The sequence below is a fragment of the Thiocapsa bogorovii genome (assembly GCF_021228795.1).
In the GTDB taxonomy this organism is placed as follows: Bacteria; Pseudomonadota; Gammaproteobacteria; order Chromatiales; family Chromatiaceae; genus Thiocapsa; species Thiocapsa bogorovii.
Window position 1 is genome coordinate 3,911,306 of the sequence record NZ_CP089309.1, and the last position, 17,140, is coordinate 3,928,445.

19 protein-coding genes are annotated in these 17,140 nt (G+C 70.1%); 9 read left to right on the forward strand and 10 right to left on the reverse strand.

The window, feature by feature from the left end; translation table 11 throughout:
- Positions 1–33 precede the first annotated feature (33 nt).
- Genes LT988_RS17405 through traL form a run of 4 tightly spaced genes read right to left on the reverse strand, consistent with a single transcriptional unit; the run spans position 34 to position 3,222 of the window.
- Entirely contained in the window at positions 34–1,359 is a 1,326-nt protein-coding gene (locus LT988_RS17405; protein ID WP_232406796.1) for a TrbI/VirB10 family protein, read from the reverse strand.
- Positions 1,356–2,351, reverse strand: a complete 996-nt coding sequence (locus LT988_RS17410) for a TraK domain-containing protein (RefSeq protein ID WP_232406797.1) — start codon at positions 2,349–2,351, stop codon at positions 1,356–1,358. The genes LT988_RS17405 and LT988_RS17410 overlap by 4 nt, the downstream gene beginning before the upstream one ends.
- Positions 2,348–2,944, reverse strand: a complete 597-nt coding sequence (locus LT988_RS17415) for a type IV conjugative transfer system protein TraE (protein WP_232406798.1) — start codon at positions 2,942–2,944, stop codon at positions 2,348–2,350. The genes LT988_RS17410 and LT988_RS17415 overlap by 4 nt, the downstream gene beginning before the upstream one ends.
- Complete coding sequence (gene traL, locus LT988_RS17420) at positions 2,941–3,222, reverse strand: type IV conjugative transfer system protein TraL (protein ID WP_232406799.1); 282 nt, start codon at positions 3,220–3,222, stop codon at positions 2,941–2,943. The genes LT988_RS17415 and traL overlap by 4 nt, the downstream gene beginning before the upstream one ends.
- Before the next feature lie 205 nt (positions 3,223–3,427).
- On the opposite strand from traL, the gene LT988_RS17425 reads away from it, so the two are divergent.
- Together LT988_RS17425 and LT988_RS17430 are read left to right on the forward strand one after the other, a co-directional pair.
- On the forward strand, positions 3,428–3,709 hold the full coding sequence (locus LT988_RS17425; protein ID WP_232406800.1) for a type II toxin-antitoxin system TacA family antitoxin: 282 nt from the start codon (positions 3,428–3,430) through the stop codon (positions 3,707–3,709).
- A gap of 5 nt (positions 3,710–3,714) precedes the next feature.
- The gene (locus LT988_RS17430; RefSeq protein ID WP_232406801.1) at positions 3,715–4,227 is read left to right on the forward strand and encodes a GNAT family N-acetyltransferase; all 513 of its coding nucleotides are present in this window, start codon (positions 3,715–3,717) and stop codon (positions 4,225–4,227) included.
- A 107-nt stretch (positions 4,228–4,334) separates the two neighbouring features.
- Here LT988_RS17430 and LT988_RS17435 read toward each other — a convergent pair whose 3' ends face one another.
- From LT988_RS17435 to LT988_RS17460, 6 genes are all read right to left on the reverse strand, one after another.
- Positions 4,335–5,003: a DUF4400 domain-containing protein gene (locus LT988_RS17435; protein WP_232406802.1), complete on the reverse strand. Its 669-nt coding sequence runs from the start codon at positions 5,001–5,003 to the stop codon at positions 4,335–4,337.
- Positions 4,993–5,379, reverse strand: a complete 387-nt coding sequence (locus LT988_RS17440) for a hypothetical protein (RefSeq protein ID WP_232406803.1) — start codon at positions 5,377–5,379, stop codon at positions 4,993–4,995. Before LT988_RS17440 ends, LT988_RS17435 begins: the two co-directional genes overlap by 11 nt.
- 8 nt (positions 5,380–5,387) lie before the next feature.
- Complete coding sequence (traD, locus tag LT988_RS17445; RefSeq protein ID WP_232406804.1) at positions 5,388–7,208, reverse strand: conjugative transfer system coupling protein TraD; 1,821 nt, start codon at positions 7,206–7,208, stop codon at positions 5,388–5,390.
- Positions 7,205–9,436 carry a MobH family relaxase gene (mobH, locus tag LT988_RS17450; RefSeq protein ID WP_232406805.1) on the reverse strand — a complete coding sequence of 744 codons (2,232 nt, stop codon included), beginning with the start codon at positions 9,434–9,436 and terminating at the stop codon, positions 7,205–7,207. Before mobH ends, traD begins: the two co-directional genes overlap by 4 nt.
- 81 nt (positions 9,437–9,517) lie before the next feature.
- Positions 9,518–10,090 carry a conjugative transfer protein MobI(A/C) gene (gene mobI, locus LT988_RS17455; RefSeq protein ID WP_232406806.1) on the reverse strand — a complete coding sequence of 191 codons (573 nt, stop codon included), beginning with the start codon at positions 10,088–10,090 and terminating at the stop codon, positions 9,518–9,520.
- A 213-nt stretch (positions 10,091–10,303) separates the two neighbouring features.
- Positions 10,304–10,552 (reverse strand): hypothetical protein, encoded by a 249-nt coding sequence (locus LT988_RS17460; protein ID WP_232406807.1) that lies wholly within the window; start codon positions 10,550–10,552, stop codon positions 10,304–10,306.
- A gap of 856 nt (positions 10,553–11,408) precedes the next feature.
- On the opposite strand from LT988_RS17460, the gene LT988_RS17465 reads away from it, so the two are divergent.
- Genes LT988_RS17465 through LT988_RS17495 form a run of 7 tightly spaced genes read left to right on the forward strand, consistent with a single transcriptional unit; the run spans position 11,409 to position 17,126 of the window.
- Positions 11,409–12,416, forward strand: coding sequence for a ParM/StbA family protein (locus LT988_RS17465; protein WP_232406808.1), 1,008 nt, complete (start codon positions 11,409–11,411; stop codon positions 12,414–12,416).
- Positions 12,406–12,675 (forward strand): hypothetical protein, encoded by a 270-nt coding sequence (locus tag LT988_RS17470; RefSeq protein WP_232406809.1) that lies wholly within the window; start codon positions 12,406–12,408, stop codon positions 12,673–12,675. Before LT988_RS17465 ends, LT988_RS17470 begins: the two co-directional genes overlap by 11 nt.
- A complete protein-coding gene (locus LT988_RS17475) occupies positions 12,668–13,798 on the forward strand; it encodes a transglycosylase SLT domain-containing protein (RefSeq protein WP_232406810.1) in 1,131 nt (376 codons plus the stop codon). The genes LT988_RS17470 and LT988_RS17475 overlap by 8 nt, the downstream gene beginning before the upstream one ends.
- Positions 13,783–14,097: a hypothetical protein gene (locus tag LT988_RS17480; protein ID WP_232406811.1), complete on the forward strand. Its 315-nt coding sequence runs from the start codon at positions 13,783–13,785 to the stop codon at positions 14,095–14,097. The genes LT988_RS17475 and LT988_RS17480 overlap by 16 nt, the downstream gene beginning before the upstream one ends.
- Positions 14,094–14,702: a FlhC family transcriptional regulator gene (locus LT988_RS17485; RefSeq protein ID WP_232406812.1), complete on the forward strand. Its 609-nt coding sequence runs from the start codon at positions 14,094–14,096 to the stop codon at positions 14,700–14,702. The genes LT988_RS17480 and LT988_RS17485 overlap by 4 nt, the downstream gene beginning before the upstream one ends.
- The gene (traF, locus tag LT988_RS17490; RefSeq protein ID WP_232406813.1) at positions 14,686–15,687 is read left to right on the forward strand and encodes a conjugal transfer protein TraF; all 1,002 of its coding nucleotides are present in this window, start codon (positions 14,686–14,688) and stop codon (positions 15,685–15,687) included. The genes LT988_RS17485 and traF overlap by 17 nt, the downstream gene beginning before the upstream one ends.
- On the forward strand, positions 15,684–17,126 hold the full coding sequence (locus LT988_RS17495) for a conjugal transfer protein TraH (RefSeq protein WP_232406814.1): 1,443 nt from the start codon (positions 15,684–15,686) through the stop codon (positions 17,124–17,126). The genes traF and LT988_RS17495 overlap by 4 nt, the downstream gene beginning before the upstream one ends.
- Positions 17,127–17,140 lie beyond the last annotated feature (14 nt).

Genomic DNA, 17,140 nt, shown 5'->3' on the forward strand with positions numbered 1-17,140 from the left:
GGCGACGCGACCGTCGCAGAGCGAGCGGCCATGTTACTTCACCACGTCGGCGAGCTTCATCGACACCCCGCGATTGAGGATGAACTCCGCCCCGCGTCCCGCATCGACCTCGATCACCGGCAGCAGCTGCTCGGCCATGTCCAGATAGTAGTTTGCCAGACGGTCCATTGCCCCGCCGACGCCTTGCGCCGAGGCGGCACTCAGGGCTTGGGGCGTGAGCATGGACTGGAACTGCAGGTCCGTGCCGGTGCCGGTGTTGACCGGGATGCTCGGCATGCGGTTGAAGATCTGCGAGAAGGATTGCAGGAACCCGGCCTGCAGCGCCTTGGCGAGCAGCACACCTTGTTTGGAGACCACCCGCCCGCGCACCCCGACCTTGCCGTCCTCGCCCACCGCGTAGCCATCGATGGGGATCTCGATCACGCCGCCGTCGTTGCGGATGCAGCTGAAGGTCTCCCCGCGCAGATAGGCCCGCTCGGAGGCCAGATCGCCGAAGCCGCCGACCAGCAGGAAGCACTCGCGCAGATCCGCGCGGACTCGGTTGGGCAGGATCGCCTGGTGTTTGACCCGGATCAGGGCCGGCACGGGATCCTTGCGGGCGTTCTGCCCGGTCGGCATGTCGATGCCGTTGAGCAGCACCCCCTTGAGGATGGCGCCGGCGGGGATATAGACGGAGCCGGGCTCCGGGGTGCCGGGTGGGGTTGCGGCGGGCGGCGCCGACGACGCCGGCGCGGCGACGGTGCGGATCTGCAGGGTGCGCCCCGGTGTTTGGGCGGGGACGGCGGAGGAGGGTGCCGCGCCGGGAACAGCGAGCGGTGCCGTCGGCGGTCCGAACAGCGCCTCCATCGGCGCCGGTCGATGTGGCTGCGCGGCGGTGCCGGCCGGCGATGCCGGATCCGCAGCGACGGGCTGCTCCGGTTGCGGCAGTCCCGGCGGGTTTGCTGTTGGCCGTGCCCGGGCGGCGAGGGCCTCGCGCAGTTGATCGATCTCTCCGCGCAGGACCTCGAGCTCGCGCGCGTTGCCCAGATCCTGCTCGCGCTGCGCCGGTCCGAGCGCGGGGGTGTTCGGTGCGGCGGTTGCGCCGCGCTCGAGGTTGCGCTGCACCTCGCTCATGCGCTTTTCCATGCGCTCCAGGCGATTGACCAGGGCCTCGATCCCGAGTTGACGCGGATCCGCATCCGTGAGGATGTTGCGCACCAGGGTATCGCGCGGCGAGGACGACTGCAGGCCAGGGGGCTGCGCCGGGGCGAACAGAAAGCTCCCCGCCGTCAGGACGGAGACCACGAAGACCCCGCCGCCGAGGGCGGCGACCCGCTTGGCGTTGGGCGAGAGGTTCTCCCAGTGTCGGTGCAGCATCATTGCGGCTGCCCGGTCGTGCGATGCGGGGGCGCGCCGCGGGCGAGGAGGAGAAAGACCTCGGTCTCCTCGCCGGGCGCGAGCACCCGGCGCGGCCAGGCGCCCATCGCGGCGACGGTGGCGGTGTCCGGACGGCAGGTGTCGTGCTCGATGGTGATCGGTTCCGCGGCGGTGTTGGTGACCCTGGCCTTGATCAGTTCGGATGCGGGACCCTGCGCGCGTTCACCGCTGCGCACCTTCAGCCCCTCGGCACAGCGCAGCTTCGCTCCGCTCGATCCCTTCGCGATCCGAAAGCCCGCGGGCAACCGACCTTGCGCCAGCGCACGCAGCTGCTCGACCAGGTCCGAGACGTACGACGGCCCGTTGCCGTCGCCGTCTCGCTCCGAGGCGTTGGCCAACATCGGCATGACGGCCACCGGATCGACTGCGGCGCGCGTCGTGGCCGTGCTTCCCGCGCGCTTGCCCTGATACCCCGGCACCGTGAGGCGGACCTCGCGCGGCGGAACATACCGCGGCGCCAAGGTCAGCGCCAAGGCGGTGGTGCTGCCTTGGCCGTCGCCGATGTACAGGGCCACCGGTTCTTCGGTGTCGGTGGCGACATAGACCACACTGCCGTCGACCTGTGTCGAGGCATTCGAGACGGTGTGCACGACCGGGTCGGCAAAGGGCGTGACGATGCGGTTGAGGTGTCCGATGGCGATCTCGATCAGCACCGTAGTGCCCGGCGTGACGGCGAGGTTGCGCGGACCCAGCTCCAGGGTCACCGGCAGGTTCCCGCCGGTGCGCCGCGCCGGCGTGGCTCCGCCGCCCATGACGGTGCGGATCAGGCCCTCGGGTTCGGCGCGGGACGTCTGCAGAACCGAGGAGACGGCACTCGGCGTGCACCCGGCGTCGAGCAGCGTGCAGGGGACCGGGGGAATCTCGAAGGCCGGGTCGGCCTGTGCGCTCGACGCGGCCAGGACGGCGGCGAGGATGGAGAGACGTCGGGTGATCATGTGTTCGCGTCCTCGGGGTGGGCATCGCGCGCGCTGCGCGGATCGCCGCGATACACCTCCAGATGGGTGATCAGCGGGCGGTAGTTGCGGAACTCGACGCGCAGCTCGTAGGTGCGTCGGTTGAGCACGGGGGCGGCCGCCGGGCCTTCGGTCTTGTGCTGTCCGGTGACGAAGACGGTGCGGGTGGCGGTGTCGTAGGCGATGGTTTGCGGGGCGAAGTGCATGGCGATGTTCTCTCGCTTGATCGCTTCGGTCTGATCGGCGATCGAGGCCATGACCTCGCGATGCAGCCCGCCGGCGAGCAGCGGATCCAGGACGCGCACGAGCCCGTCGACGGTGGTCGGGCCGACATTGCCGAGCAGCTGGGCGACGTAGACCCCCCAGGACTCCTCGACGGCCTGGCTCGCGTACTCGCGCGCGATCGTGACCTCGCCTTCCAACACCGGCGGGACCAGCACCACGGTGCGCTCGACCTGACCGACCAGTCCGACCAGGATCAGGTTGGAGGCGACCAGGACCAGCACCGTGATGCGCCAGACGCGGTTCTCCAGGGTCGTGCCGCGCCAGGTGGAGAGAAAGTCGCCGAGGGTCATGGCACGTAGTGCCGCGCGAAGGGGTTGGGCGTGGAGCGTGCCCCGAGCGGCATGAGGCCGAACCAGTAGATCAGATGCAGGGCGTAGCCGTCGGCCCGGCGATCGCGAAACCGCCGGTAACCGTGCGAGAGCAGGGCGCCGAGCAGCAGGGCGATGGTGAGCTGTCCGGCGAGGATGCCGGCGACGAGCGCCAGCACCAGCGGCATCAGATCGTCCATGCGCCACAACAGCAGCGTGGGCGGTTCGTCGATGTGGTGGGGAAAGTCGAGGGTCTCCATCGGGTGCCTGTGATGCGGTCTTCACGTGAGCGCATGGTGCGTCACTCCAAACCGGCCGGCGAGGGCGATAACCCGCCACAAACGCGCGCTTTGCCGCAGGTGGAACGGCGTCGCGATCGCCGTCAGGGCGAGGAGGTGTCGCGACCTTGGCGGTTTACAACGTACGGCTTAGTTACGTACACTAATACGAGAAACCGAGGACACCATGATGCCGAGAGAGACCATCCGCACCGCCCGCTTCGAGGCCCGGGTATCGCCCGAGGTACTGGCCGTCGTCAAACGCGCCGCCGAGCTCCAGGGACGCAGTGTCAGCGACTTTGTCGTCGACGCCGCGCGGGACGCGGCCCATCGCGCCATCGAGGAGGCCTGCATCATCCGACTGTCCGTCGAGGATCAGCACAGGTTCGCGGAGGCGTTACTGAACCCGGAACCGCTCACGCCCTCGATGGAGCGCGCCGTCGCGCGTTACCTTCGCCAGAACGCGTAACGCGCGTGCGCGGAGAGGGATTTCGTATCGAGCTTCTCGGAGCGCAGGAGCGCGGGGCCTTTTGCAGCGGCGTCGACGCACTGGATCGGTATTTCAGAGAACGCGTCACGCAGGACGTCCGGCGTCGCGTGAGCAACTGCTTTGTGTTGCTGGACGCCGACAACCAGGTTGCCGGTTACTACACCTTTGCGGCGGCGGGCATCCCGCTGACCGACTTGCCCGAGAGCCTGACCAAGCGTTTGCCGCGTTATCCATCACTTCCTGCCGGACTGATCGGGCGCTTGGCCGTTGACCGTCGTCATCAACGACAGGGTCTGGGTGCACTCCTTGTCGTCGATGCCGTTGCGCGCGCCGTCCGGGCAGAACCGGCGATCTATGCGCTTGTCGTGGACGCAAAGGACGATCACGCCGCCGCGTTTTATGCTCGCCTGGGGTTTCATCGCCTTACAAGCCAATCCAACCGCCTTTTCATCCCGATCCGCGAGATTGCAAAGCGGCTCTCGGAACAGGGAAAGTGACCATCGCGATCCGAGCCTCGGATGGGTCCCGAATCCGTACGGGCTCACGGACCGAGTGCCTTGACCGGCCGTGAGACACCCGCAGCGGTTTCGAGGACCGACGCGGTTCAGAGCTGCTTCTGCGTATGGGTCACCACGAACGCCACGCACAGCGCCGAGGCGACGCCGAGTATCGGAACCGCGAGGACCGGCATCGCGATCGGCGCGAACAGCAGCAGCCCGACGATCAGCCAGAGCGCGAGCAGGATCCGCAGCGCGGTGTGATGCGCCAGCGGGCTGGCGTAGACGAACCCGTATTGCCGGATGCGACGGCGCAGCCAGCCGTCGCCGATCGCCGCCGTCAGCACGATCGCCATGAACGGCCACCAGGCCAGCAGCAGCGCGAACCGGCGCAGGGCCTGTGCGAACGCGCCCCAAATCACGTCCAGGCGTCCGCGCAGCCAAGCCCAGGCAGGACTCGCGCCGATCGGCTCCAGGCCGTACCCGGATTCCACGCCCGGTCCGGTCGCGACCAGTCGATAGGTCCAGGGGGCGATGCCGGTCTCCACGAAGAGCGTCTCGTACCACCGCGCGCCGCGGGCCACAATTGCCTGCGCCGCATCGGCCCCGAGGATCTCCACGAGTTCGCGCCGCTCGGTCTGCTCGACGCCGTGCGCCCAATCGCTCGGGATGAAGGAGGCGAACAGCACGAGCTCGAGCACGAAGAGCAGCAGGGTGGAGGCGACCGCCCACAGCCACACGCCGCGACCCTCTTTGGTGCTCGGGCTATCCCACACGCGACGTATGTCTCGGGGGCACGCGCCGCGCAAGCACTCGGCGCTGCGGCTCGGTCAGCGACCGCGCCACGCAATACTGGTATCGGCGCGCCAGAGCGAGGGTAATACCGTCGACGAAGGCCGCGAAACGCGCCGGATCGTCCTCGCCGTCGCCGCGGGCGCGACGGTAGGCGGCGATGCCCGCGCGCACCATCGCCAGCGCGGGTTCGGCAGGGTCGTCCGCGGACGGCGCGGGCGGGCAGGCGAGCAGCGCGACCCGCGCCATCAGCCCGACGGCATCCGGCCACTCCAACTCCAGGGTGCGCAGCGTCCGGGCGTCGGCCCGCGACAGGCCCGACAGCGCCAGTCGACTGGTCGGATCGCGAGGGCGTGGCATCCCCGTCGTCACCGTTCGCCCGTTGGCGGCAGGGGCTCGCCGAGGATCGGCAGGCGGCCTTTGGAGACGCGCCCGCCGGGCCAGCGGGCCAGGTACTCGAAGTTGGGCAGCTCCCCGAGCAGCGCCGCCGGGAACAAGGGCGCCTCGGCTTCGTCGAGGCGCTCCCCGGCATTTCCGGTGAAGAGCAGCGGTCGGTCGCTCGCGGTCGTGGAGCCCTGGCTCTTCACCACCGTGCAGAGCCGCACCGCCGGGAGACTCTCGGCGATGTACTCCTGCGTCTTCGCATCGATCACGCGCATCGCGATCAGTCCGTTGAGGTTGCCCAGCACTTGGCGGGCCTTCTCCTCGCTACCCATGCGCGCGGCGAAGTCCGCGAAGGTCTGGGTGGCGATGGTCAGACGCAGCCCGGCCCCGCGTCCCTTGTTGAGGAGCTGGATCAGCGGGTCGGAGACCGTCTCGGCGGCCTCGTCGATGAAGATGTCGGTCGGGCGCGGGTGCGCCTCGTGGTTGTAGATGGAGCCCGCCACCGCGGCCAGATCGGCGGTCAGCATCGAGCCGATCGCACTGCCCACGATGGGGTCGGAGAGACTGTCCAGACCGACGTAGAGGACCTCGCGCCGGGCGATGATCTCCCCGATCGAGGCCGCCCGACGCGGATCGTTCGCGTCCGTCTCGTCGGGGGAGAGCAGACCTTCCAGGTGCCCGGAGGTGAGCATCACGATCACCGGCATGAGGCTCGCGACCATCTTGCCGAAGTGCACGGCCTCGTGCTCGAGCAGGCCCCCGAGTCCGTCGATCACGGTCGAGGGATGCTCGCCGCGCACGCGCTCGCGGTAGAAGGCGAGCAGACCCCGTGCACGTCGATTGGCATCGCGGGCCTTGTTGAGGTAGGGGCCGGCATGCTCCTGCCAGTGCGACAAGTGGGTGTCGAAGTAGCGGTGCAGGACACGTTCGACCAAGGCATCCGCACCGCCTTCGAGATAGCGGCGCAGCGTCACCAGGGTCGGGCGCTCCTCCACGGCCAGCAGCCCGTGCACGGCATGGCTCAATGCCATCTGCCCGAATGCCTTGAAGGGATCGTTGCCGGTCTCCGAGGGGATCAGCGCGGCGACCCGGCTCGCCAGTTCGGTGGCGCGCTGGAAGTGGCGCAACGGATCGAGTCGCACCGAAGCGGCGGGAAAGGCCGGATGAAAGGAGACGAAGCGTTCGGGTGTGCCGGCCAGCATACAGGCGCGCTCGGCGGCGGCCCGCAGACCCCGATCGCCCTTGGGGTCGAGGATCACCACCGCATCCCCGCGCAGCACCGCCTGGGTGACCAGGAGATCGAACAGGCGGGTCTTGCCGCACCCGGTGGTCCCGACGATCAGCAGGTGGCCTTCGGTGTGGGCGAGCGGGACGGTCACTTCCGCATCGGCTCCGCCGAGACCGTGGATCCAGGTCGCACCCAGACGGGCCGGATCGCGCGGCGCGAACCGCTCGGCTCCGAGCCGGATCAGATCCAGCGCCTCCTGCGCATGTCGTGCCTCCCAATCGAACCCCCGGCCCATCCACAGCAATCCCGGCCAGGAGGGCACGCGCGCGGCAAACACCTGCGGGTCGATGAACTGCTGCGGGCGCCCACGCAGCCAATCGCGCCGGTTGATGCCGCGCACGGTGCCGGGCAGCCAGGTCAAGGCCATCACCAGACTGCCGACCCCGAGCCACCGAAAAGAGGCCGCGTGCAGATCCCACAGCTCCGCGGTGGCCCAGGACGCGGCCGCGATGCCGGTCCACAGCAGCATGGCGGGCAACTCGAAGAGCGGACGCCAGGGATTGGCATAGGGGCTCACGGGCGCCCCGCGAGAACGATCCCGCGCGTGTCGGGGATTAAGTCCGGCTGATGCTTGAGGCGCCGCAGCAGTTTCGAGGGCGGGATGCGGTGCTCGGCGGCCAGGGCCGCGAGGGTGGCGTGGTCGATCAGCAGACCGTTCGAGAGCGCCGTCGTCGGCACCCGCCCGCCCCGGCACTGGGCCGCGAGGTCCTCGGCGAAGGCGCGTGCGGCGCTTCGGCGTGGCTGCGGTTTTGGCGCGGAGGGTACAAGGGAGGTCGCGCCGGGTGGTGCCTCCGGCACTTCGATCGCGTCTACCTGCCGGGAGGGGTTGACGGTGGCTTCGGACTCGCCCGGACCGTCCGCGTTCGGCGTATCCGTCTCCGTCGCGACGCGGTCGTCCGGCACCTCAACCAGCGGCTCCACCGACGGCTCGACCTGGCGATCGAGAAGTCTCGTCACTACGGCACTGGCTTCCGCCGTGAGCATCGCGCGCATCCGCCCGTCGATCTCGCGCACGCGCAGCAACGGGCGGCGCGGATCGATCGCGAGCAGGCCGCCGTCCCACAAGGCGTGCAGGACGTCGGCGGGTTCCATCCCGATGCCGGGCACGACGAGTGCCGTCAACCCCTCGGGGTAGGGGATCAGCAGATGGCGATCGTGACGGGCGAGGATCTCGGCGGGGCGTTCGCCGTCCGCGATGGACCGCAGCAGCGTGATCAAGGCGAGGCCGCCGGTGCCGCGGCCGGCGAGCCAGCTGCGGGCCGAGGAGGCGGGGTCGTCCGCCCTTGGCTGCGGTCGAGCCTCGGCCGCAGCATCCGGCACGGGCTCGGAATCGGCGCACGGTCGGGGCGGTGACGCCGTCGCAGCCACCGTAGCGTCCGGACCGGCCATCTGCTCCGTCTCGGTGATCAGGTCGAACGGCGCGGCCCGAGCCCCGTCGATGTCGGGAGCATCGACGGCATCGGCGTCGCTCATGATGAGCTCGGTCGGGTCCTCGATCCGGACGGGCCCGGAGGTCGCACCATCCTGCCAACGCGCCACCGGCGCCGCCGGATGCCCGGCGAAGACCAGCTCGGGCGAGGCGAGCAGCAGCGTCGTCAAGTGCACCGGCTTGCCGTCCTTCACGAGCGGCGCCGGGGCGATGCGGCGGTCGAAGCGGTCGCGCTCCTCCTCGCGATAGGTGGTCACATGCCCGCGCTCCACCAGAATGTCGGCGATGGTCTCGGGTGCCTTGGGGATACCGGGAATCTTGTCCCGCGCCAGCAGGCCGGCGATGTCTTCGCCGCCTTGCGGCCAGACCACATGCAGCCCGTCGGCGAGCATCCACAGCCGCGCGCCGGGGGTGTTGACCGTCCAGGTGCCGTCGCGCACCAGACGGCGCATGGCGTCGATCAGGTAGCGGTCCACCGGCACGCCGAGCGCGAAGGCGTCGGGATCGATGCGGTTCTCGCGCAGATCGCGCGCCACGCTCGCCCGATCGGCGTTGCCGACCACCGTGCCCACGACCGAGGTCTCCTCCTGTCCGCCCACGACCGCGATCAGGTTGGCGAGGATCGCCGGATCGCGACTCAGCCAGGTCTTGATCTCGGGGGTAAGGATGGCGTGCACCACCAAGGTGCCCATCTGCAGATGGGCATTGTGGCGGCGCGTCTCGCGCCAGCGCAGGTAGTAGCGCTGCAGGCCGTGTCGGCGGGCCCAGTCGAGCAGCGGCTCTTCATGCGGACACCAGGTCAGGGTGCCGTCGCGATCCGACACCGTCAGGTCGGCAACGGGCTTGCCGATGTCGTGCAGCAGCCCGGCCAGACCGCTCGCGACCCGCCAGCGCGGCTCCAGGTGATAGCGGTCCTTGGGCTCGCGATCCAGCGCGAAGACGTGGCGCATCGACGCCTGGGAGGCGAGAAATCCCACCTCCAGAGAATGGCGCAGCAACCCGCCCGAGCCGCGGTGATGATGGGCCTCGGAGGCGGGCAACAGATGCACGAAGGCGGCGAGGCGGCGCACGACCGGCAGGACGAGCTGGCGGTAATCCGTGTCGGTCATGCCCACGCCGTCCTGGAGGCGGCGGAGCAACTCCGTTTGCTTGGCGAGCAGCGCGTCCACGTCGGAGGCCGGCAGCCCCTTGATGAAGGGCGGGTAGCGCAGCAGATCCTCGTCCGGATCGGGGGGCGATTCGGGAATCGTATCGGTACCCGGTGCGGGCGTCGGGGCGGCCGGCCTGGAGCGGCGAAACAGATCGAAGAGTGTCATCGGGGCATCCTGCACCGTCGCGGATGCGCCCGGCCATGGCGATAACCGCGCGGATGGGTCTGCTTTGCGGCGGATCGCCCGCTACGGCCCCGAGTCGCCGACCAGACCCAGCTCGCGGCACCGCTTGGCGGCGGCCCGAAAGCGGGTGCGCACTTCGGCGAGGTGGCGCGCGGCGGCGCGGATGGCGCCGAATCCCTGCTCGGCCTCCTCCACGAGCGGGCGCTGCCAGTCCCGTGCAATGCCGCGAAAGGCGCTCTTCGGGTAGCGATCCCCGTCGCCCTTGCGGATGTAGTCCGACAGATAGACGACGCCCGAGGCGGTGCGCACATGGCGGTAGGTGACCCACTCGATGGAGAAGGCACCGGGGGTCGCGCGGTCGGCCCGCTGCGGACGCACACGTACGCCGATGCGACCCCGGGCACTGCGGGGCAGTCCGCGACCGGCCTCCGCCAGGCGTTGCTCGAAGGCGCTGCATCCTTGCTCGGCGCGCTCCTGCAGGGCGGCCAGGTTGCGCGCGATCCAGGCGTCGAGCGCCTCCGCGATATCGCTCGGTGCCGCATCCTCCTCGGTGGCGTCGTCGTCCTCGGCGTCCCTGCCCGTTGCGCCGGGCGGGCCTGCCCGGAAGGCTGCCTCGAGCCTGTGGGCAGGCGGCACGCCGGCCGGGCGTTCGCACCCTCTTATCTTTGGTGAAACAGCGCCCGCTGTTCTCACTTGCCGCGGGCAGCTTCCGGTCAGGGCAGGCAGTGCCGTCGTCGCTCGGTCGGTCGGCGCGTCGCATTCTCCTCGTGCAGAGTGCAACCCCTCGTTCAGGTCTTCCGTATGTCGTCGTGTCATGGGTTGATCCCTGATCGTTCGGGACGGGCGTTCCTATTCGCGCGCCAATCGGGTGGGTGTCGCCGGACGGCGCAAAACGCCGCTCGGGTTTTCGTCCAGACCGAGCTTGCGGCACCGTTTGGCGGCGGCCCGAAAGCGGGTGCGCACCTCGGCGATGCGGCGCGCGGCGGCGCGGATGGCGCCGAATCCCTGCTCGGCCTCCTCCACGAGCGGGCGCTGCCCGGGGCACTGCGGGGAAGTCCGCGACCGGCCTCCGCCAGGCGTTGCTCGAAGGCGCTGCATCCTTGCTCGGCGCGCTCTTGGAGGGCAGCCAGGTTGCGCGCGATCCAGGCGTCGAGCGCCTCCGCGACATGACTCGGCGCCGCATCCTCCTCGGTGGCGTCGTCGTCCTCGGCGTCACTGCCCGTTGCGCCGAGCGAGCCTGCCCGAAAGGCTGCCTCGAGCCTGTGGGCAGGCGGCACGCCGGCCGGGCGTTCGCACCCTCTTATCTTTGGTGAAACAGCGCCCGCTGTTCTCACTTGCCGCGGGCAGCTTCCGGTCAGGGCAGGCAGTGCCGTGGTTGCTCGGACGCTTGCGGTGTCGCTCTCCCCCCGATCGGAAGGCGCAAGCGCATTCTCGTCTTCCGTATTGCCGTTCGGTCGTGTCATGCGTTGATCCCTGATCGTTCGGGACGGGCGTTCGTATTCGCTCATCCATCGGGTGGGTGTCTCCGGAGGGCGCAAAACGCTGCTCGGGGTTTCATTCGTGGATCCCTGTTCTCCACTGCAGAACCGCAAAAGCGGACGCCGCGTTCTCACCGATCGGTATTCCGTTTCATTTCCGAAACCTATCCGATGATCGGGTCGCGTCTGTTTCTCTTTCCCGCGATCGACAGCCGTTCTCCATTGCTGTTCGGCGCCCGGAGGTTAGCACGCGCAATCCGTCGAGTGCCCCCCGGAAAGACACCGTTTTCGGTCATTTAAACGGCTGGCATTGCACCGCCTTGACGCCAAGAATGCCGAGCGTTCGCTGTCGCCTTCTCGTGCGCCGATTGCGGACCTCTTGTGAACCTTGTCATCGGAATGCATCGGGACGGCGACGGCGTGAAGCGCGCTTGTGTACCGCGCGTGCATTCGGTGTGAACCCAATGGGCGGAGCCATGTACGTCGTCGGACTGGATATCGGCTATTCGAATGTGAAGATTGCCGCAGGGCCTCGCGGAGACCTGCCGAGACTGATCGTGCGCCCGGCCGGAGCCGCTCCGCGGGAGCGTCTGGGCGAGCGCATCGGCGCGGAGGTGGAGGCCGGGAGCGCGACGGGCGCGGCCGCCGATCGGCCGGTCCCGGTCGATCTGGACGGCGTGCTCTGGGCAGCGGCGATCGAGCCCGAGCGCTTCGAGGACTGGCAGCGCCCGCTGCACGAAGACTATCCGGCCACCCCGAGTTACCACGCCCTGGCCCTGGCCGCGCTGCAGCTGACGGGGCAGCGCGCCATCGACGTGGTCGTGACCGGGTTGCCGGTCACCCAAGCCGGCGACCCTCGCCGTCGGGAGCGCCTGAAGCGCCTCCTGACGGGGCGGCACGGCCTGGGCGAGGCGAGCCTCGAGGTCGGGGAGGTGCGGGTCGTTCCGCAGCCGATCGGCGCCTACCTCGATCTGGTCTATACCGCCACGGACGAGGAGATCCTCGAGCGCATCGAGACCGGCACCGTCATCGTGCTGGACGCCGGCTTCTATTCCTTCGATTGGGCGCTCGTCGTCAAAGGGGAGCTGCGCCGCAGCGCCAGCGGCACCAGCCTGGAGGCCATGTCGGTGCTGCTGGAGCGGGCCGCGCAGGAGGCCGCGGCCGAGGCGGGCGGCAAACCCCAGCCGCTGGGTCTGGAGGCCGCGCTGCGCGCCGGGCGTGCGCATGTGCTGCAGGCCGGACATCGCCTGTCGGTGCCGAGCCTGCTCGGGCGCGCGGCCGGTCCGGTCTGCGCGGTTGCCCTGGAGAGCCTGCGCCGATCCCTGCGTCGCGAGAGCGCGAGTGTGGATCTCGTGCTGATCGCCGGGGGCGGCGGAAGCCTCTACGTGCGCGCGGCGGCTGGGCTGTTTCCGGGCGCGACGGTCGTGGTGGCCGCGGATCCGATCGCGGCCAACGCGCGCGGGTTTCATCGTTATGCCGGCTGAGGCGCGCTCGTGCGAACTGCTGCGCGCCGTGGTCAACATCGGCCCGTCCCAGCCCGAGCTGCTGGAGGATCTCGTGCAGCTGCCCAAGCGCTCGCGGGCCGCACGGCTGCGTCACCTCGCCGCCGTCGGGTTGTTGGCGATCAAGGGCGGCGCCGGCGCACTCGCCAAGGTCGCACCGGCGCCGTCGACGCCCCCCGAGGCGTCGGCGCAACGGCGCCGGGATCGGCTCGTCGGTCGGTTGGGGCGCGTCGATGATTAGAGGCGTCTGGTTTGCCGGGGTGCTGTGCGGCGTGCTGGCCATGTCTGCGCCGGTCCAGGCTGCGCCGGAAACAATCGACGGCGCACCGGCCGGCACGCCCGAGAGCCCCGCCCAAGCACCGTTGCCGCCCGTCTGGGCCGAGCCGGCACGGGCGCACGGCATCGATCCACGTTTGCTCTACGCCGCCGCCCTCTCGGCCAGCGGGCGGATTGCGAACGGTCAGGCCTCGCCGTGGCCCTGGACGCTGGTCGTGGACGGGCGCCGCGTGCACTACGCCACCCGCGAGGACGCGCAACGCGCCTTGGCTGACGTGTCGACGGACGGGAGGACAGACCTCGCCGTCGGACTCCTGGCCGTGCCGGTGCGCAACCTGTGGTTCGGCGGCACGCCGGCCGAGCTGCTCGATCCGGCGCGCAATCTCGCGCGCGGGGCCGCACTGATCGCCGTCGGCCTGCGCGCCTATCCGAGCAACCCGGCGCGCGGGATCGGTCAGTATCGCGCCGTGCCGGAGACGGCTGCCGAGACCCTCGGCGCGCGGATCCTCGCGCTCGCCGAGGCGCTGAGCGAGCCGGGCAGCGGGTTCGCGCCGTCTCCGGTTCCCTACCCCGAACACTCTTCAGAGCGGCCCGCCGTGCCGTCGCCCGCGTCTTCCGGCGCTCCGGCACAGGGCCCGCGCATTCGGACCGTTGTTGCACACCATCACGCCCGGTGCATCGACCCGGACAAACAACCCGTGGCCGCCCTCGTGGAGGCCGCCGCACGTCGCCACGGCGTGGATCCCGCGTTCGCGCTCGCCATCGCCCGGCGCGAAAGCGCGTTCCGCCAGACGGCAGTCTCCCCGAAGGGCGCGACCGGCGTGATGCAGCTGATGCCGGCGACGGCCGCCCGCTACGGCGCGAATCCGCGCGACCTCGAGCAAAACATCGACGCCGGGGTGCGTTACCTGCGCGACCTGGCCGGGATGTTCGACGGCGATCCCGCGTTGGTCGCCGCCGGCTACAACGCGGGGGAGGGCGCCGTGATCAAGCACGGCTACCGCATCCCGCCCTATCGCGAGACCCGCACCTATGTCCCCCGCGTTCTCGAATCCCGATCGGAGTATCTGCAATGCCGACAGCCCTGATGCCGTACCCCGGAATCCCCGACCTGCAGGACACCGTGCGATGCTGCAATCGCCTCTATTGGATCGGTGCACGGGATGCCGCCCGGGTCTCGCCGCAGGTGGCCGCGACACTCTTCGGCGTGACCCCGGAACTGGCCGAGTGGCTCGCCGGCGCCACGCTCGAGGCGGTGCTGGATCTGGCCGAGGCACCCGTGGTGACCTTCCGCGCGAGCCTCGACGCACCGCTCGCCCGGGCGCAGGTGCCGCCGGCCCTGCGCAATCTGCATCTGGCGCTGCGTGCCGCCGGGGGTGCGGGTTGAGCACCGATCCCTTGCAAGGCGGACCGATGGTCCTCGGGCCGTTGTCCGCACGCGTGCCGGATGCCCGTCTTGCACGGCACGACGCCGAGACCCTTGCACTCGCCTTGCTGAAGCACGGCGCAAGGGTCGGGGTCGTGCATTGGGCCACCGGACTGAAGTGCACGGTCCTCGCGGGTTGGTATCGGCAGCTGCACGGGCGGGCGCCGCCGCGCGGTCCGCTGCCGGACAGCGCCGGGTCGATGATCCGCACCCGCACCGAGCATGCCGCGGCCTCGCTCTTCGGCGTGGTCTATGCCGAGCACCGTCGCGACGGTGCCATCGGGCGCATGATCGACCCGCAAGGGCTGGTACGCGCCTACGAGCTCTACCTGGCGCTGATCGACGGCCCGCATGCGGGTGTTCTGGGCATCAACCAAGCCTGGATCGTCGCGCGGGATCTGCGCGCCGGGCTCGCCGCGATCGCCTGGTGTCCGTCCTGCGAGGCCCGCTACATCGCCATGCGCGACGCGATCCTGATCGGCTGTCCGTTGTGCGCCCTGTATGCGCGGGCCGGCGGACGCGCCTCTCCTCGGCGAGCAGGACACCCCGATGCGACCTCGCGCTGACGCCATCGCTGCAGGCCTCCTGGTCGCGCTGACGACGGGACCGACGCTCGCAGCATCCGCGGGCGGCTTCTATGCGCGCGATGCCGAGGGCTGGTTCTGGTATCGGGAGCCGCCGCTGCCGGTTGCTGTCGAGCCTCCGACAAGCGCCGAGCCACCGCGTGCGCCCATCGAGCCCGAGCCCTCCGAGTGGGCGCCGTCCGAGCCTGTCGCGGAAGTGCCCCCCGAACCGGCGCCGCTCTCCGCGCACTGGTTCCGGGAGCATCTGGACACCTACCGCGACCGCGCCATCGACGATCCGTCCCCCGAGAACGTGGCGGTCTACCTGCACCTGCAACGCATCGCGATGGACAAGTCCTCGCGCTTCGCCCGGGTGTCCGAGCGCGTGGTGCAGGGCGATCCCGTCCTCGACGAGATCACCCGCCGACCCACCGCCAACTTCGGGGCGAACCTGGCCGACAAGCAGGCGAGCGCCGCCGGCGACGCGCTGCTCGAACGCCTCGCCGGGGAGACCGCGCTCTGGTTCTTCTTCCGCTCGGACTGTCCCTATTGCGATGCGCAGGCCCCGCTCCTGGAGGCCCTCGCGCAGCGCTACGGTTTTGCGGTGCTGGCGGTCTCGATCGACGGGGCGGGCCTCGCGGACGGGACGTTTCCCGCATTCCAGATCGACCGCGGTCAGGCCGAGGCGCTGGGCGTGATCTCCACCCCGGCGATGTTCCTCGCCCGCCCGGACCAGGGCGCGGTGGCCCCGATCGCCCAGGGACTGCTCTCGCTCGCCCAGCTGCGCGATCGCATCGTCCTCGCCGCCGTCCAGGCCGGCTGGGTCAGCGAGGCGGAGGCGAGCCGTCTCCGAGCGGGTCCGGCCGAGCGGGGCAGCGCTGCCGCGACACTCACCGCACTCCCCGAGGATCCGCGCGCCTTGCTCGACGCCCTGCGCGCCACTGTCCTTCCCGACACCCGAACCGACACCAGCCAGGCCCCCCGATGAAGATTCGATTCGCACCGACCCTTGTCCTGATCGCCGCGACGGCGACGCCCGCCGCCGAGGCGGCCGGCATCGCCACCCAGTCGAGCGTCATGTTCGACAGCATGGTCAATCTCACCAACCCCTCCGCGCACATGGGACAGCGCCGCGGCGCCTTCTCGGGCGGGTCGGTCGTGAACCGCAACCGCCTCATGAGCGAGTCGCTCTGGCACGTGGTGCCGCCGTCCTTCGAGGCCGGCTGCGGCGGCATCGACATGTTCGCCGGCTCCTTCAGCTTCATCTCCGCGGATCAGTTCCAACAACTGATGCGCTCGATCGCGGCGAACGCGACCGGCTACGCCTTCGAGGTCGCCCTGACCGCCATGTGCCCGACCTGTGTGGAGGTCATGGAGTCGCTGCAGCGCAAGCTCCAGGCGCTCAATCAGGGCTACGCCAACTCCTGTCAGCTCGCCAAGGGTCTGGTCAACGACGTGGCGAGCGCCTTCGACGTGCAGCACAAGGACAACACCTCGCTGGTGGCGATGGTGAAGGGCTTCGGCGACGTCTTCGAGACCCGCAGCCTGACCTCCGGGGAGAGCCCGGTGAACCAGGTCGCGAACAACCTGACCGACGAGCAGCGCGCCGAGGCCGATCTGCAGGGCAACCTGGTCTGGCAGGCGCTCAAACGCCGGGGCGCGGCCGGCTGGTTCGTCGGCGGCGACGATGCCCTGCTCGAAGCCATCATGAGCGTGACCGGCTCGGTGATCCTCGGTCCGCCCGAGCCCGCACCCGACGGGGCCGGGGACAACTTCCGGGTCACCCCGCTGCCGGGCAACCTCATGAGCGTGCGCGATCTGCTCTGGGGCAGCAGCGCGCACGAGGACACCGGGCCCGGTCAGAGCACGGTGAACCATGTCGTGCGCCGCTACAGCTGCAACGACACGGCGGTGAACGGCTGCATGGCGCCGAGCGTGATCGCCGATACGCAGACCGTGGGGTTGGTGCAGCACACCGATCATCTGTTGCTGGGCGATCCGAACGTCGCCGGCAGCGTCGGTCTGGTGCAGAAGTTTCGTCTGGGCGCGAGCGCGCCGACCGCCCGCGAGCAGGCCTTCATGGAGCTCGCCCCCAACGGCATCGGGGCGCAACTGCGCAACCTCGCCCGCCACGACGCGGGCCTGGCGCGGATCTTCGCCAAGCAGGCCGCGCCGGTGATCGCGCTGGAAATGGCCCAGCTGATCATGTCCGACCTGCTGCGTGCCGCGGAGAACGCACTCGCGATGGGTGGAAGCGCCTACACCGCCAAGGTCGCCGAGCAGATCAAGAGCGCGCGCGAGCAGGTGTATCGCGAATACGCCGTACTCGCCGAGCGCTACGGCAACGCCCAGACCCTGCTCGCCTATTACCAAGACCTGTCCGCCCAAGTGAAGGGCCGGGCCGAGTCCACCCCCAACCAGCGCTGAGGCACGGAGGCTTC

Coding starts and splice junctions, on each gene's coding strand:
- LT988_RS17405 (WP_232406796.1), bottom strand. CDS start 1,359: ATGATGCTGCACCGACACTGGGAGAACCTCTCGCCCAACGCCAAGCGG.
- LT988_RS17410 (WP_232406797.1), bottom strand. CDS start 2,351: ATGATCACCCGACGTCTCTCCATCCTCGCCGCCGTCCTGGCCGCGTCG.
- LT988_RS17415 (WP_232406798.1), bottom strand. CDS start 2,944: ATGACCCTCGGCGACTTTCTCTCCACCTGGCGCGGCACGACCCTGGAG.
- traL (WP_232406799.1), bottom strand. CDS start 3,222: ATGGAGACCCTCGACTTTCCCCACCACATCGACGAACCGCCCACGCTG.
- LT988_RS17425 (WP_232406800.1), top strand. CDS start 3,428: ATGATGCCGAGAGAGACCATCCGCACCGCCCGCTTCGAGGCCCGGGTA.
- LT988_RS17440 (WP_232406803.1), bottom strand. CDS start 5,379: ATGCCACGCCCTCGCGATCCGACCAGTCGACTGGCGCTGTCGGGCCTG.
- mobH (WP_232406805.1), bottom strand. CDS start 9,436: ATGACACTCTTCGATCTGTTTCGCCGCTCCAGGCCGGCCGCCCCGACG.
- LT988_RS17460 (WP_232406807.1), bottom strand. CDS start 10,552: ATGCAGCGCCTTCGAGCAACGCCTGGCGGAGGCCGGTCGCGGACTTCC.
- LT988_RS17465 (WP_232406808.1), top strand. CDS start 11,409: ATGTACGTCGTCGGACTGGATATCGGCTATTCGAATGTGAAGATTGCC.
- LT988_RS17470 (WP_232406809.1), top strand. CDS start 12,406: ATGCCGGCTGAGGCGCGCTCGTGCGAACTGCTGCGCGCCGTGGTCAAC.
- LT988_RS17475 (WP_232406810.1), top strand. CDS start 12,668: ATGATTAGAGGCGTCTGGTTTGCCGGGGTGCTGTGCGGCGTGCTGGCC.
- LT988_RS17480 (WP_232406811.1), top strand. CDS start 13,783: ATGCCGACAGCCCTGATGCCGTACCCCGGAATCCCCGACCTGCAGGAC.
- traF (WP_232406813.1), top strand. CDS start 14,686: ATGCGACCTCGCGCTGACGCCATCGCTGCAGGCCTCCTGGTCGCGCTG.
- LT988_RS17495 (WP_232406814.1), top strand. CDS start 15,684: ATGAAGATTCGATTCGCACCGACCCTTGTCCTGATCGCCGCGACGGCG.